Below are 13,261 nucleotides of genomic sequence, written 5' to 3'. Positions count from 1 at the left end.
GAACGGCCCCCGCCCGGCCCCAACGGGCCCGGCGGGCCGTCCAGGGCCGCTACGGGGCCGTCAGGGCCCTTGCGGCGGGAGCGCCTTCGCCCCGTGGACGGCCAGGTACTCGTCGGCCAGCCACGGGGCGAGCCCGGTCAGCAGGTCGTCGAGCAGCTCGGGGTACACGGCCGGGTGCTGGGCGGCGCGCGCCGCCATGCGCATCCGCTCGGCGTGCGCCGGGTAGTACTGCCCGAACACCTCGGCGGACTCGCCGAGGTCGCTGGTCCAGCCGCCCCAGCGCGGCATGACCAGGGTGAACCCGGTGCGGACGAGCTTGCGCGTCATCCCGCGGGTCAGCCGGGTGCGCTCCTCCTGGGTGGTGGCCGCGGCGGCCCGCTCGCGCATCCCGGGCAGGTGTCGGTGCAGGTCGCCGTTGGTCTCCCGGGCGAGCAGCGAGGTGGGCCGGTAACGGGGCAGCCCCGCCGTCACGTCCGGCCCGCCGAGCGGCGTGCACAGACAGGCCACGAACCACGCCATGTCGTACCGCTCCGGCGCGCCGAGCAGCCGGCCCTCGGTGATCAGCAGGATCCCGGCGCCGTCGATCTGCGGGAAGGCGGCGTCCAGCTCCGCCTCCGCGGCCCGGGCCGCGGCCCGGTCGGCCTCCGTGGGTTCGTCGTCGGTGCCCGTACGCAGGACGAGCAGCGCGTCGAGGTCGGACACCCCGGGGACGGCGGTGCCGCGCGGGATGCTCCCGTAGAGGTAGCTGCTCAGCAGCCGGTCGGGGGGAAAGCGGGTGGCCAGTCGGGAGGTCAGCCCCGCCACGACGGGCGCGAACGCTGCGGGCACCCGCACCAGGGAACCCTCCCGCACGAAGCAGCCGTCCTGGTCGAGGCCCTTGCCCCGGGATTCCCCGCCGGTTTCCATGGCGCCCACTATGGGGCGGCGCGACGGCGGGCCGCGAGCCGTTTGTCGACGGCCGCCGCGCGGGTACGGCAGCGGGTACGACAAGGGCCCCGCCGGAGCGGGGCCCTTGGGGCGTCGCGAGGGGCGCGGGACGTCAGCGCGAGCGCTTGGCCAGCCGCTCGACGTCCAGCAGGATCACGGCGCGCGCCTCCAGGCGCAGCCAGCCGCGCCCGGCGAAGTCCGCGAGCGCCTTGTTGACCGTCTCCCGGGAGGCGCCGACCAGCTGGGCCAGCTCCTCCTGCGTCAGGTCGTGCACGACGTGGATGCCTTCCTCGGACTGCACGCCGAAGCGGCGCGACAGGTCCAGGAGGGCGCGTGCCACCCGGCCCGGGACGTCCGAGAAGACCAGGTCGGACATCTGGTCGTTGGTCTTGCGCAGGCGCCGGGCGACCGCGCGCAGCAGGGCGGTGGCCACCTCGGGGCGGGCGTTCAGCCAGGGCTGGAGGTCGCCGTGACCCAGGCCGAGCAGCTTGACCTCGGTGAGCGCGGTGGCAGTGGCCGTGCGCGGTCCCGGGTCGAAGAGGGACAGTTCGCCGATGAGCTCGCCGGGGCCGAGGACAGCCAGCATGTTCTCGCGGCCGTCGGGGGAGGTGCGGTGCAGCTTCACCTTGCCCTCGGTGACCACGTACAGGCGGTCGCCCGGGTCCCCTTCGTGGAACAGGGCGTCGCCGCGGGCGAGCGTGACCTCTCCCATCGAGGCGCGAAGCTCGGCCGCCTGCTCGTCGTCGAGCGCCGCGAAGAGCGGGGCGCGCCGCAGAACGTCGTCCACGAGTTCTCTCCTTGTCGACATGCTCCGGAGGACTGTGGTCCCCATCATGCCGGAATGCAAAACAGTGCGATCAATCACAAGTTTGCCGGACCCGTGGCCCGAGCCATACGGCAGGGGGCCGATTGGGGTCACGAATCCCGGTGATCGAGTCGGATGTCAGTGGGTGGCCTTAGTCTGGCCGAGTGTCCAATACGCCGGTGAGAGCAGAGGACTGGGGGCCGACAGAGTGAGCGCAGGGCGCGATTCCGCTGTGGGCGAACAGCTGCCCGCAGGCGCCTCGGAGTCCGACAAAAGTAACAAATCGTCCCCCAGGGTGACGGCCGGGAGGAAGCCGATGGCGCCCGCAACCGGCGCGTCGCGTCCCGGTGCGAAGGAGGCGGCGTGAACGAGACCCCCGCGAAGCCGGCTGCGAAGAAGGCCACGGCGAAGAAGGCCACGGCCAAGAAGACCGCAACGAAGACGGCCGCGCCGACGACGACCACCGCGGCGAAGAAGACCACCCCCGCGAAGCGGGCACCGGCGGCCAAGAAGGCGGCCGCCAAGCGCACGGCCGCCACCAAGGCCGCGGCGCCCGCCCAGAAGGCGGCCCCGGTCCGCAAGCCCGAGTCCCGGGTCGCCATGGTGCGGCGGGCCCGCCGGATCAACCGCGAGCTGGCCGAGCTGTACCCGTACGCCCACCCGGAGCTGGACTTCACCAACCCCTTCGAGCTGCTGGTCGCCACGGTCCTCTCCGCGCAGACCACCGACCTGCGGGTCAACCAGACCACCCCCCGGCTCTTCGCGGCCTGCCCCACGCCCGAGGACATGGCCGCGATCCCGCCGGAGCAGTTGGAGGAGCTGATCCGCCCCACCGGTTTCTTCCGGGCCAAGGCGAAGTCCCTGATCGGCCTGTCCACCGCCCTGCGCGACCGCTTCGGCGGCGAGGTGCCCGGCCGCCTGGAGGACCTCGTCACGCTCCCCGGCGTCGGCCGCAAGACGGCCAACGTCGTGCTCGGCAACGCCTTCGGCGTCCCCGGCATCACCGTGGACACCCACTTCGGCCGGCTGGCCCGACGCTTCGGCTGGACGACCGCGCAGGACGCCGAGAAGGTCGAGGCGGACGTCGCCGAGATCTTCCCCAAGAGCGACTGGACGATGCTCTCGCACCGGGTGGTCTTCCACGGCCGCCGGGTCTGCCACTCCCGCAAGCCCGCCTGCGGGGCCTGTCCCATCGCCCCGCTGTGCCCCGCGTACGGCGAGGGCGAGACCGACCCCGAGAAGGCGAAGAAGCTGCTCAAGTACGAGCTGGGCGGCCAGCCCGGGCAGCGGCTCAAGCCCCCGGCCGACTATCCGGGGCGGCCCGCGGCCCCGCTGGCGGCCTCGTAGGGCCGCCCCGGCGGGCGCGATTCCACCGGGGAGACCCGACCATCGACGTAAGCCTCAAGGGGGCGCGGATGACGAGTGCACGGGAGCAGTACGGCGAGACGGCCGAGGCCCGGCCGGCGACGGCCGGGCGGGAGGCCGAGGTGACGGCCGAGGGGCTGCCGGAGTGGTTGGTTCCGGTGGCCCGGGCGGCCGCCACGATCGAGCCGCGCCAGCTCAGCCGGTTCCTGCCGCCCGAGGCCGGCGGCCGGCAGTCCGCCGTCCTGATCCTCTTCGGGCACGGTGCCCGAGGGCCCGAACTGCTCCTGATGGAGCGCGCCGGCACCCTGCGCTCGCACGCCGGACAGCCCTCCTTCCCCGGTGGCTCGCTCGATCCGCAGGACGGCGACCCGGACGGCCCGGGACCGGTCCGCGCGGCGCTGCGGGAGGCCCAGGAGGAGACCGGGCTCGACCCCCGTGGGGTGCAGGTCTTCGGGGTGCTGCCGCGGCTCTACATCCCCGTCAGCGGCTTCGTCGTCACGCCCGTGCTGGGGTGGTGGCGGGAGCCGAGCCCGGTGGGCGCGGTGGACCAGGGCGAGACCGCCCGGGTCTTCACGGTTCCCGTGGCGGATCTCACGGACCCGGCACATCGGGTCACCACCCGTCACCCCAGCGGCCACGTCGGCCCCGCATTCCTCGTCGAGGACGCGCTGGTCTGGGGTTTCACCGCCGGGGTGATCGACCGGATCCTGCACTACGCGGGCTGGGAAGTCGCATGGGACCGCGACAAGCAGGTCCCGCTCGACTGGCGCTCGTGAGACGGTGTCCGGCGTGAACGTCCTGGACATCCTGCTGCTGGTCGCGGCCGTGTGGTTCGCGATCGTCGGTTACCGGCAAGGCTTCCTCGTCGGCATCCTGTCCGTGATCGGCTTCCTCGGGGGAGGTCTGATCGCGGTCTACGTCCTGCCGGTGATCTGGAACGGAGTCACCGACGACGCCAAACCGGGCACCTTCGCGGTGATCGCGGCGGTCGCCATCGTGATCGTCTGCGCCTCGGTGGGGCAGGCGCTCACCACCCACCTCGGCAACAAGCTCCGCCGCCACATCACCTGGACACCGGCGCGGGCGCTCGACGCCACCGGCGGGGCGCTGGTCAACGTCCTGGCGATGCTGCTGGTCGCCTGGCTGATCGGCTCGGCGCTGGCCGGCACGTCGCTGCCGACGCTCAGCAAGGAGGTCCGCAACTCCAAGGTGCTGCTCGGGGTGTCCCAGGTGATGCCGCCGCAGGCCAACACCTGGTTCGCGGACTTCTCCTCGGCGCTGGCCCAGAACGGCTTCCCGCAGGTCTTCACGCCGTTCGCCAACGAGCCGATCCGGCCGGTGCGCCCGCCGGACCCGGCACTGGCCAACGGTCCCGTGGCGGCCGACGCCCGGCGCAGCATCGTCAAGATCGTCGGACGGGCGCCCGGCTGCGGCAAGATCCTCGAAGGCACCGGCTTCGTCTTCGCCCCGCACCGGGTGATGACCAACGCGCACGTCGTCGGCGGCGTCAGCGACCCGACGGTCCAGGTGGGCGGCGAGGGGCTGCCGGTGAACGCCAAGGTCGTGCTCTACGACTGGGAGCGCGACATCGCCGTGCTGGACGTCCCGCAACTGCGCGCCCCGGAGCTGAAGTTCGCCAACAAGGACGCGAACAGCGGCAAGAGCGCCATCGTCGCGGGCTTCCCGGAGAACGGCGGGTACGACGTCCGCCCGGCCCGGATCCGCGGCCGCATCCAGGCCGACGGCGCGGACATCTACCACCGCGGCACGGTCGGCCGTGACGTCTACTCGCTCTACGCCACGGTCCGGGAAGGCAACTCCGGCGGTCCGCTGCTCACGCCCCAGGGCGAGGTCTACGGCGTGGTCTTCGCCAAGTCGCGGGACGACGCCCACACCGGCTACGCGCTGACCGCCGACGAGGTCCGCCAGGACGCCGTCCGGGGGCGGAGCGCGACCCAGCAGGTCGACACCCAGGGGTGCGCGATCTGAGACCGGGCGCGGGGCCGCTGACCGTTCCGCTGCGGGACGGGACGCGGCCCGGCGCCCGCGGGGACGTCGCGCGGGATCAGCTGCGGGTATGGCGCAATCGTGCGCTCATCCAACGCGCTCTGCGGCGCAGGATGCGGGGGATGCCCATGGGGTGCGCGGGGTCGGGGGACCCGCCGGATCCGAGATCCGGAGTGCCCCTGTCCTGCGTGCCCACTGCAGCGGCACTGCTGCGGCGGTTGCGTGCCACGTCACGGTAGTCGTGCGTCCAGCCCATACCCTCGACTCTGCCCGTGGCCCGGGGTCCGTAACCGCCCCGGAGAGAGCCAATCGGCCTATGCGGGAGGCAATTGGCTGTTCGTCAGACGAACGTTCGTGTGACGGGCGGTGCAGGTCCGACGCCGTGTGGTGCCGGTGGGGGCGGGGTGCCGGGTGTGGGGCGTGGGCCCTCAGCGGTCCGGTTCCGGGTCCTTCAGCCAGTTGATCAGCTCGGTGGAGAAGGCCGTCGGGTCCTCCTCGTGCGGCCAGTGCCCCAGGCCGTCGAAGAGCCGCCAGCGGTAGGGGGCCTCGACGTACTCGCCGGAGCCGGCGGCGCTGCGGGTGCGCATCACCGGGTCCGCGGAGCCGTGCAGGTGCAGGGTGGGCACCCGGACGGGCAGCTTCATCCGGCGGTTGAACTGGAGGCCGTCGGGGCGGGCCATCGAGCGCACCATCCAGCGGTACGGCTCGATCGAGCAGTGGGCCGTCGAGGGGATGGCCATCGCCCGCTGGTAGACCTCGACGGTCTCGTCCGCGGGGAGCTGGGGGCCGGACCAGTCGCGGATCATGCGGCCCACCAGGGCCCCGTCGTCCGCGGTCAGCGCGCGCTCGGGCAGCCAGGGCCGCTGGAAGCTCCAGATGTGCGAGCTGCGGCGGACGTCGGCGAGCATCGCGGCCCGCCAGCGCCGCGGGTGCGGCATCGAGGACACCGCGAGCCGGCGGACCAGCTTGGGGCGCATCACCGCGGCCGTCCAGGCGAGGTAGCCGCCCAGGTCGTGGCCGACCAGCGCGGCGTCCGGCTCGCCCAGGGAGCGGATGACGCCGGTGATGTCCAGGGCGAGGTTCGCCGGGTCGTAGCCGCGCGGGGTGCGGTCGCTGCCGCCGACGCCCCGCAGGTCCATGGCGACCGCGCGGAAGCCCGCGTCGGCCAGTGCGGGCAGCTGGTGGCGCCAGGTCCACCAGAACTGCGGGAAGCCGTGCAGCAGCAGCACGAGGGGCCCGTCGCCCACCTCGGCGATGTGGAAACGGGCGCCGTTGGCCGCGACGTCCCGGTGCGTCACCTCGGTGCCGTCCGGGAGACCGATCCGGACGACCGAGGCGTTGCTGTCAGGGGCTGTCATACCGACGAGCGTGTCACAGACTCCAGGACCGGGTGGTCCGAGTCCGCCGGACGCGGGTGCGGCCGGGCCTTCTGCAGCACGGCCGCGGTCTCCTTGGCGGAGGCGATCGACTTCTCCGGCTTCTTGATCTTCTTGATCTTGGCCAGCGCGATCAGGATCAGGAGCACGGCGATCACCAGGAAGGCGCCGCCCACGATCAGGAAGGACCAGGCGAGGCCGAGGCCGAGGTTGTGGATGCCGTAGGCCGCCGCGAAACTCAGCACCGGCAGCGCGAACAGCGCCAGTACGCCCGCCACGATGAACGCGGCACTGCCGATGCCGGCCCGCTTGGCGTCCTGCCGCAGTTCCGCCTTGGCCAGTGCGATCTCGTCGTGCACCAGCGCGGACATCTCCGCGGTCGCCGTGGCCACCAACTGCCCGAGGCTGCGGTCCGCACCGTCGTCGGCTGCGCTCATCGCCGTCTCCCTCTTCTCTTCGCCTGGATGCAAAGCCTCTCAGATCATGCCGGACCATCGTCGCCGGAGCCGGCGTCGGCGGCCATTTCGGCAAGGCGGCGGTGTTCCGCGGCCTTCGCGTCGTGGATCGCCGCCATCCGCAGGTGGTAGGCGGGCTGGTCCCGTTCGTAGATGTCGGGGATGCCGTCCTGGTCCTCGTCCCGCTCCTCCTCGTCGCACAGGTGCCGGTACTTGTTGTTGCGGATCTTGAGGAGGACGCCCGCGAAGACGGCCGCGAGCAGCGAGCCGATCAGCACCGACGCCTTGATCTCGTCGGTCAGCGTCGGGTCGCCGGCGAAGGCCAGTTCGCCGATGAGCAGGGAGACGGTGAAGCCGATGCCGGCCAGCGCGGCGACGCCGAAGACGTCCGGCCACTTCAGATCGGGGTTGAGTTCGGCCCGGGTGAAGCGGGCGGTGCACCAGGTGCCGCCGAATATCCCCACGGCCTTGCCCACTATCAGGCCGAGGACCACGCCCAGCGTCTCCGGCCGGGTGAAGACGTCGTGGACCGCGCCGCCGGAGATGGACACCCCCGCGGAGAAGAGCGCGAACAGCGGCACCGCCAGCCCCGCCGACAGCGGGCGGACCAGGTGCTCGATGTGCTCGCCGGGGGACTGCTGCTCGCCGTCGCGGCGGTGGCAGCGCAGCATCAGGCCCATGGCGACGCCGGCGATGGTGGCGTGCACGCCGCTGTTCTCCATCAGGGCCCAGATCGCCAGGCCGAGGGGGACGTAGACGTACCAGCCGCGGACGCCCACGCGCAGCAGCACGTAGAAGAGCACCAGGCCGGCGACGGCCAGGCCGAGGGCGAGGAAGTTGAGCTTCGAGGTGAAGAAGATCGCGATGATCAGTATCGCGAAGAGGTCGTCGACGACGGCGAGGGTCAGCAGGAAGGCGCGCAGCGCGGACGGCAGGGAGGTGCCGATGACGGCGAGGACGGCGAGCGCGAAGGCGATGTCGGTGGCCGTGGGGACCGCCCAGCCCTGGAGGGAGCCGCCGCCGGTGGCGTTGACGGCGAAGTAGACCAGGGCGGGGGTGGCCATGCCGCAGATCGCGGCGATCACCGGGAGGGCGGCGGCCTTGGGGTCGCGGAGCTCGCCGGCGACCAGTTCGCGCTTGAGCTCGATGCCGGCGACGAAGAAGAAGACCGCGAGCAGGCCGTTGGCGGCCCAGTGCTGGAGGGAGAGGTCCAGGCCCAGCGAGGCCGGGCCGAGGTGCAGGCCGCGGACCGCCTCGTAGCTGCCGCCGAGCGTGTTGGCCCAGATCAGGGCGGCGATGGCGGCGGCGAGGAGGAGGACTCCGCCGACGGTTTCGGTGCGCAACGCGTCGGCGATGAAGTTTCGCTCCGGCAACGGCATCCGGCCGAGGAATATGGAGCGGCGGTTGCTGGGCGCTGTCACGCGATGACCTCCGGCAGCTGAGAACGGCTGTAGCAGTTGCCGACCAGACTTCCCGGCGCACCCAGAGTTTCTTAGCGTCTCGTTGACGCTGCCCTTAACCCTACCGGGTGGGTGCAAGGGGTTGACGAGTGGGCTCAACTTTACGGGCATTTCGGGCACTGGGCCGCCGGGGAGCGGGCACGGACCCGGCCCGTGAACGCCGCAGGGGCACCGGACGCCATGGTCCGGTGCCCCTGGAATGCGCAGGTCGGCGCGGTGCCGCCGCGGGTGCGGCGGCAGCGTCGCGTGGTGCGTCAGTCCTCGCTGGGCGCGCTCGGCAGCTTCGCCTGGATCAGGTCCATCACCGAGGAGTCGGTGAGGGTGGTGACGTCGCCCAGGGCGCGGTTCTCGGCGACGTCGCGCAGCAGACGTCGCATGATCTTGCCGGAGCGGGTCTTGGGCAGCTCCGCGACCGGCATGATCCGCTTGGGCTTGGCGATCGGACCGAGCTGCTGGCCGACGTGGGCGCGCAGCTCCTCGACGAGCCCCTCGTCCTCGGCCGCCCCGCCGCGCAGGATGACGAAGGCGCAGATGGCCTGGGTCGTCTGCGGGTCGGTGGCGCCGACCACCGCGGCCTCGGCCACCTTCGGGTGCGAGACCAGCGCCGACTCCACCTCGGTGGTGGAGATGTTGTGGCCGGACACCAGCATCACGTCGTCCACCCGGCCCAGCAGCCAGATGTCGCCGTCCTCGTCCTTCTTCGCGCCGTCGCCGGCGAAGTAGGTGCCCGCGAAGCGGGACCAGTAGGTGTCGAGGTAGCGCTGGTCGTCGCCCCAGATGGTGCGCAGCATCGACGGCCAGGGCTCGGTGAGCACCAGGTACCCACCGGCGCCGTTGGGCACCTCGCGCGCGTCGTCGTCGACGACCGTGGCGGCGATGCCGGGCAGCGGCATCTGCGCCGAGCCGGGCTTGGTCTCCGTCACGCCCGGCAGCGGGCTGAGCATCATCGCGCCGGTCTCGGTCTGCCACCAGGTGTCGACGATCGGCGTGCGGTCCGCACCGATGTGCTTGCGGTACCAGATCCACGCCTCGGGGTTGATCGGCTCGCCGACCGACCCGAGCAGGCGCAGCGACGACAGGTCGAACTTGGCCGGGATGTCGTCGCCCCACTTCATGCAGGCGCGGATCGCGGTCGGGGCGGTGTAGAGGATCGTCACGCCGTACTTCTGGACGACCTCCCACCAGCGGCCCTGGTGCGGGGTGTCCGGGGTGCCCTCGTAGAGCACCTCGGTGGCGCCGTTGGAGAGCGGGCCGTAGGTGATGTACGAGTGGCCGGTCACCCAGCCGACGTCGGCGGTGCACCAGAAGACGTCGGTCTCCGGCTTCAGGTCGAAGACCGCGTGGTGGGTGTACGAGACCTGGGTGAGGTAGCCGCCGGTGGTGTGCAGGATGCCCTTGGGCTTCCCCGTCGTCCCGGAGGTGTAGAGGATGAACAGCGGGTGCTCGGCGTCGAACGCCTCGGGGGTGTGCTGCTCGCTCTGCCGCTCGACCAGGTCGTGCCACCACACGTCCCGGCCCTCGGTCCAGCCGACGTCCTGGCCGGTGCGACGGACGACCAGCACGCTGCGGACGCGCTCCGTGCCGGGCTTGGTCAGCGCCTCGTCCACCGCGGGCTTGAGCGCGGACGGCTTGCCGCGGCGGTAGCCGCCGTCGGAGGTGATCACCACGCGGGCGTCCGCGTCGTTGATCCGCGTCGCCAGCGCGTCCGCGGAGAAGCCGCCGAAGACCACCGAGTGCGGTGCGCCGAGCCGGGCGCAGGCCAGCATGGCGATCACCGCCTCCGGGATCATCGGCAGGTAGATGGCGACCCGGTCGCCGGTCCGGACACCCAGCTCGATCAGGGCGTTGGCGGCCTTGGAGACCTCGCGCTGGAGCTCGGCGTAGGTGATCGCCCGGCTGTCGCCCGGCTCGCCCTCGAAGTGGATCGCGACCCGGTCGCCGTGGCCGTTCTCCACGTGGCGGTCCACGCAGTTGTAGGCGACGTTGAGCTTGCCGTCGGCGAACCACTTCGCGAACGGCGGGTTGGACCAGTCGAGGGTCTCAGTGGGCTCGGTCTCCCAGGTCAGGCGTTTGGCCTGCTCGGCCCAGAAGCCCAGCCGGTCCGCCGCGGCCTCTTCGTACGCGGCGGCCGTGACGTTGGCGTTCGCGGCCAGCTCGGCGGGCGGTGCGAACCGCCGCTCCTCCTTCAAGAGGTTGGCCAGGCTCTCGTTGCTCACGACATCTCCCATTCCCAGGGCGTGCGATGTGTCCCGGGCCATAGCTCATCAGCCCGCGACCGACCCTGACAAGGGCTGTGGACAACTATTGGTGTAGACCTGTCCGAATATGGCTCCTCATAGGGCCAATCGGGTGTCCCCGCGCAGGTCACACCCCGATCGCCGGTACGTCGGCCCGCACCGTCCGGAACCGCCCGGTGGACTCGTCCAGCACGTACGCCTGGGCCTCGGCCACGTGGAAGTACATGCCGCGCAGGGCGAGGGTGCCCTCGGCCATCCGCCGGGCGACGCACGGGTGTGCCCGCAGGTGGTCGAGCTGCTGACGGACGTTGACCAGCGCCAGCCGCTCCTGGTCGTCGGCCACCGGCCGCCCGGCGAGGGCGACTTCACCCCTGCCCAGCCGCCCGATCCGCGCCATCCGGGCCAGGCTCGGCCGGCCGTGCCGCAGCCAACGGGTGAGTGGGGTGGCCCCGTCGGTCGGGGGCGGAGAACCAGCCGAGTCGAGCAGCGCCGCCATGGCGCCGCAGCCCGAATGCCCGCAGACCGTGATCGACGCGACCCGCAGCACCTCCACGGCGTACTCGACCGCGGCCCCCACGGAGTCGCAGGAGGCGTCCGAGCCGGGCGGCGGCAACAGATTGCCGACGTTGCGCACGGTGAACAGGTCGCCCGGCCCACTGGACGTGATCATGCTCGTCACCAGCCGGGAGTCGGCACAGGTCAGGAAGAGCTGGGTGGGGCGCTGGCCCTCCCGCGCCAGTCGGGCCAGCTCCTCGCGCACCAGGGGAGCGGTGTGCCGCTGGAACGCGCTGACCCCGCCCAGGAGTTGGTCGCCGCCCGGCGGTTCCGCGGTGCGGGCCGGTGCGGGGCGGGTGCAGTGGTGGTTGCGCCAGGGCGTCCACGGTCGGCAGGCGTGCGCCCGGTCGGGCTCGGCGGTCGGGCGGGCGGAGCGGCCCGAGCGACCGCCGAGCGTCACCGACCCCTTGGTCGCCCGATGGGTGGTCGCCCAGGACTGCAGGGCCTCGTAGGCCGCGTGGTCCATGAACGACCCGTGGAGCTCGACGACGGCGTCGGCGCCCGGGGGGACGTGCGCCAGCGCCCGGGTCATCCGGGGCACCGCCAAGAACGTCAACTGGCCGCTGACGCACACCCGGTGGCGGCCGGACTCCTCGGTCACCGCGACCCGGGTGTGGGTCAGTCGGCGCAGCGCCAGGAAGATTCCGACCGCGATGCCGGTCAGGACGCCCAGCAGCACGCCGAAGAGCACCACCGCGCTCAACGTCGCCGCGTACACCGGGAATTCGCGGTGCCGCTGCACGTGCTTGAGGTGCGCGAAGCTGACCATCCGCACGCCGACGACCATCACCAGGGCGGCCAGCGCGGCCAACGGGATCAGCTCCAGCGCCCCGGCCAGCAGGCCCGCGCACAGCAGTACCCAGACGCCGTGCAGCACGGTCGCCCGGCGGGTGGTCGCACCGGCCCGCACGTTGGCCGAGCCGCGGATCGCACCGCCGGACACCGGCAGGCCGCCGAGCAGGCCGGACATGACGTTGGCGAGGCCCTGACCGGCCAGTTCGCGGTTGAGCTGCGGACGCCCCGGGGGAGTCCCCGGCCGCTCGGCGGCCAGCCGGTCCACGGCCACCGCGGACAGCAGCGACTCCATACTGGCGACGAGGGTGACCGTGAGCACCGCGGTGAGCAGCGCGGCGAGCGAGGTGTGGGGGAGCAGCGGTGCTTGCGGCAGTTGCCAGGACGGCAGCGCGACGCGCGGCACCGACGTCCCCGCGCTGACCGCCGTCGCGGCGAGCACCGCGGCCAGCGGCGCCGGCAGCAGGCGGGCCCAGCGCCCGGCGCGGCCCGGCAGCCGCGGCCAGCCGGTCAGGACGACGACCGTGACGGCGCCGATCAGCAGCGCCGTGACGTGCGGATGGGCCAGCTGGCCGGGCAGCGCGACGGCGTTGTCGACGGCCGAGCTGTCGGGGCTGCCGCCGAGCACCACGTGGAGCTGGCCCAGGGCGATGGTGACGCCGATGCCGGCGAGCATGCCGTGCACGATCGCCGGGCTGACGGCGAGCGCCGCCCGGGCCACCCGTAGTGCCCCGAGGGCGAGTTGGGCCAGCCCCGCCAGGACCGTGATCGCGCAGGTGGCGCGCCAGCCGTACCGCTGGACGAGATCCGCGGTGATCACCAGGAGGCCGGTGGCGGCGCCCGTCACCTGGAGTGGGGCGCCGCCCAGGAGGCCGGCGACGAGCGCGCCGACGACCGCGGCGACCAGGCCGGCCTGGAGCGGGGCGCCGGTGGCCAGGGCGATGCCCAGTGACAGTGGGACGGCCAGCAGGAAGACCACGACCGAGGCGGAGAGGTCCCCGCGCCAGGCCGCGCCCTTCCCCTTGGCGTCGGGCTTTTCGTCGTCGGGCGTCGCCCCGGGGAGCGTCGGGGGCTCGGGCGCGAGGGTGGCCGGTGGCGGCTGCGGCGGCTTCTGGATCTGCGTCATTCCCGTCTCCTCCGGGGCGGCGCGGTCGGCCTCGGGCGCGACCGCGGGGCGGCGGTGTGCTGCGGCGGGAGCGAGCCGGCCGGCGGGCGTCGCGGTGGGTGACGGGCCGGTGACTCTCAAGCATCGGTAAACGAATCGTAATGACGCGTAAAGACC

General features: G+C 72.7%; 11 protein-coding genes. 3 read left to right on the top strand and 8 right to left on the bottom strand.

Annotation, left to right across the window (positions count from 1 at the left end; translation table 11 throughout):
- Nucleotides 1-60: 60 nt before the first annotated feature.
- Together ACJ6WD_RS24645 and ACJ6WD_RS24640 are read right to left on the bottom strand one after the other, a co-directional pair.
- Nucleotides 61-906: a nucleotidyltransferase gene (locus ACJ6WD_RS24645; protein WP_407616498.1), complete on the bottom strand. Its 846-nt coding sequence runs from the start codon at nucleotides 904-906 to the stop codon at nucleotides 61-63.
- 133 nt (nucleotides 907-1,039) lie between these two features.
- Nucleotides 1,040-1,714: a Crp/Fnr family transcriptional regulator gene (locus ACJ6WD_RS24640; protein WP_003981529.1), complete on the bottom strand. Its 675-nt coding sequence runs from the start codon at nucleotides 1,712-1,714 to the stop codon at nucleotides 1,040-1,042.
- A 381-nt stretch (nucleotides 1,715-2,095) separates the two neighbouring features.
- Between ACJ6WD_RS24640 and nth the strand changes: the two genes are divergently transcribed.
- The 3 genes from nth (at nucleotide 2,096) to ACJ6WD_RS24625 (ending at nucleotide 5,086) form a co-directional block, all read left to right on the top strand.
- Complete coding sequence (gene nth / locus ACJ6WD_RS24635) at nucleotides 2,096-3,079, top strand: endonuclease III (protein ID WP_233660570.1); 984 nt, start codon at nucleotides 2,096-2,098, stop codon at nucleotides 3,077-3,079.
- Nucleotides 3,080-3,147: 68 nt separating this feature from the next.
- Nucleotides 3,148-3,873 carry an NUDIX hydrolase gene (locus tag ACJ6WD_RS24630; protein WP_407616497.1) on the top strand — a complete coding sequence of 242 codons (726 nt, stop codon included), beginning with the start codon at nucleotides 3,148-3,150 and terminating at the stop codon, nucleotides 3,871-3,873.
- Nucleotides 3,874-3,886: 13 nt separating this feature from the next.
- The gene (locus ACJ6WD_RS24625; RefSeq protein ID WP_407616496.1) at nucleotides 3,887-5,086 is read left to right on the top strand and encodes a MarP family serine protease; all 1,200 of its coding nucleotides are present in this window, start codon (nucleotides 3,887-3,889) and stop codon (nucleotides 5,084-5,086) included.
- A gap of 76 nt (nucleotides 5,087-5,162) precedes the next feature.
- Here the strand turns inward: ACJ6WD_RS24625 and ACJ6WD_RS24620 are convergent, their stop codons facing one another.
- The 6 genes from ACJ6WD_RS24620 to ACJ6WD_RS24595 form a co-directional block, all read right to left on the bottom strand.
- Nucleotides 5,163-5,360 (bottom strand): hypothetical protein, encoded by a 198-nt coding sequence (locus ACJ6WD_RS24620; protein ID WP_078487036.1) that lies wholly within the window; start codon nucleotides 5,358-5,360, stop codon nucleotides 5,163-5,165.
- 172 nt (nucleotides 5,361-5,532) lie between these two features.
- The gene (locus ACJ6WD_RS24615; RefSeq protein ID WP_407616495.1) at nucleotides 5,533-6,462 is read right to left on the bottom strand and encodes an alpha/beta fold hydrolase; all 930 of its coding nucleotides are present in this window, start codon (nucleotides 6,460-6,462) and stop codon (nucleotides 5,533-5,535) included.
- Entirely contained in the window at nucleotides 6,459-6,917 is a 459-nt protein-coding gene (locus ACJ6WD_RS24610) for a phage holin family protein (RefSeq protein WP_233660574.1), read from the bottom strand. The genes ACJ6WD_RS24615 and ACJ6WD_RS24610 overlap by 4 nt, the downstream gene beginning before the upstream one ends.
- A 44-nt stretch (nucleotides 6,918-6,961) precedes the next feature.
- Nucleotides 6,962-8,314 carry a Na+/H+ antiporter NhaA gene (gene nhaA, locus ACJ6WD_RS24605; RefSeq protein ID WP_233660598.1) on the bottom strand — a complete coding sequence of 451 codons (1,353 nt, stop codon included), beginning with the start codon at nucleotides 8,312-8,314 and terminating at the stop codon, nucleotides 6,962-6,964.
- 335 nt (nucleotides 8,315-8,649) lie between these two features.
- Complete coding sequence (gene acs, locus ACJ6WD_RS24600; protein WP_407616494.1) at nucleotides 8,650-10,611, bottom strand: acetate--CoA ligase; 1,962 nt, start codon at nucleotides 10,609-10,611, stop codon at nucleotides 8,650-8,652.
- Between the two features lie 148 nt (nucleotides 10,612-10,759).
- Nucleotides 10,760-13,105, bottom strand: coding sequence for a SulP family inorganic anion transporter (locus ACJ6WD_RS24595; RefSeq protein ID WP_407616493.1), 2,346 nt, complete (start codon nucleotides 13,103-13,105; stop codon nucleotides 10,760-10,762).
- Between the last annotated feature and the right edge of the window lie 156 nt (nucleotides 13,106-13,261).

Origin of the sequence: Streptomyces sp. VTCC 41912, from assembly GCF_045799175.1 — a bacterium.
Classification (GTDB): domain Bacteria; phylum Actinomycetota; class Actinomycetes; order Streptomycetales; family Streptomycetaceae; genus Streptomyces; species Streptomyces albulus_C.
Note: the sequence above shows the minus strand (reverse complement) of the source record. Positions and strands in the feature narration are given on the sequence as shown.

Coding starts and splice junctions, on each gene's coding strand:
- ACJ6WD_RS24645 (WP_407616498.1), bottom strand. CDS start 906: ATGGAAACCGGCGGGGAATCCCGGGGCAAGGGCCTCGACCAGGACGGC.
- ACJ6WD_RS24630 (WP_407616497.1), top strand. CDS start 3,148: ATGACGAGTGCACGGGAGCAGTACGGCGAGACGGCCGAGGCCCGGCCG.
- ACJ6WD_RS24620 (WP_078487036.1), bottom strand. CDS start 5,360: ATGGGCTGGACGCACGACTACCGTGACGTGGCACGCAACCGCCGCAGC.
- ACJ6WD_RS24615 (WP_407616495.1), bottom strand. CDS start 6,462: ATGACAGCCCCTGACAGCAACGCCTCGGTCGTCCGGATCGGTCTCCCG.
- ACJ6WD_RS24610 (WP_233660574.1), bottom strand. CDS start 6,917: ATGAGCGCAGCCGACGACGGTGCGGACCGCAGCCTCGGGCAGTTGGTG.
- nhaA (WP_233660598.1), bottom strand. CDS start 8,314: ATGCCGTTGCCGGAGCGAAACTTCATCGCCGACGCGTTGCGCACCGAA.
- ACJ6WD_RS24595 (WP_407616493.1), bottom strand. CDS start 13,105: ATGACGCAGATCCAGAAGCCGCCGCAGCCGCCACCGGCCACCCTCGCG.